The sequence below is a fragment of the Micromonospora sp. NPDC003776 genome (assembly GCF_053605645.1).
Genome location: NZ_JBSGJR010001010.1, coordinates 1 through 1014 on the forward strand (window position 1 = coordinate 1; position 1014 = coordinate 1014).

Below are 1014 nucleotides of genomic sequence, written 5' to 3' on the forward strand. Positions count from 1 at the left end.
CCTGGGGGCACGGACCGCCGGCTTTCCGCCAGCAGGGGCGGTACCGGGCGGGCGAGCGGCGCCGGATCCGGTCGCGACCCATCGGTAGCATTCAGCGGCGATGGTCCAGAGCGAGCGTGCCGCGACGCGCCGGCCGGAGTCCGGTGCCGGCCCGGGCATCCCCCTGGGGATCGCCGGGTGCACCGATGCGGTCGAGGTCGGGCGGGGCGGCTTCGGCGTCGTCTACCGCGCCCGGCAGGCCGATTACTCCCGTTGGGTGGCGGTGAAGGTGCTCGCCACCGACTGGGCGGGGCCGTCCCGGGCCCGGTTCGAGCGGGAGTTGCGAACGCTGGGCCGGCTCTCCGACCACCCGCACATCGTCACCCTGCACCAGGCCGGCCGGACCGCCGCCGGCAATCCGTACCTGCTGATGGCGTACGAGGAGGGCGGCTCGCTCGGCGACCGGCTGCGCGTCGGGACGGCGGGTGACTGGCGGGCGGCGGTGGCCGGCGGGATCGCGGTGGCCGGGGCGCTGGAGACCGCGCACCGGGCGGGCATCCTGCACCGCGACGTCAAACCGGAGAACATTCTGATCTCCGGGTACGGCGAGCCGAAGCTGGCCGACTTCGGGCAGGCCCGGCCGTGCGCCGAGCGCACCGGGGCGCGGGCCACGATCACCGCCAGTGTGCTGCACACCGCCCCGGAGGTGCTGCGGGGTGAGCCGGCCTCGGTGGCCGCCGACGTGTACGCGCTGGCCTCGACGGTGCTGCACTGGATCCGCGGCACACCGCCGTTCACCCCCGGCGACGGGGAGCCCGTCGAGTCGCTGCTGCGCCGGATCGCCGCCAACCCGGTGCCGGATCTGCGCCCGCTCGGCGTACCCGGGGAGGTCTGTGCGGCGCTGGAACGCGCGCTGGCCAAGGATCCCGCGCGGCGGCCGGCCTCGGTCGCGGAGTTCGCCGGGGAGCTGCGCGCCGCGCAGGTGGCCGCCGGGCTGCCGGCGACCCCGTTCGTGCTGGGCGACGTGGCTGCCGC

At 76.6% G+C, this 1014-nt stretch carries 1 protein-coding gene; it reads left to right on the forward strand.

Going from position 1 to position 1014, the window contains the following annotated elements:
• Nucleotides 1–100: 100 nt before the first annotated feature.
• The coding region (locus tag ACWEVO_RS37130; RefSeq protein WP_452312042.1) for a serine/threonine-protein kinase at nt 101–1014 on the forward strand (914 nt) is incomplete at its 3' end.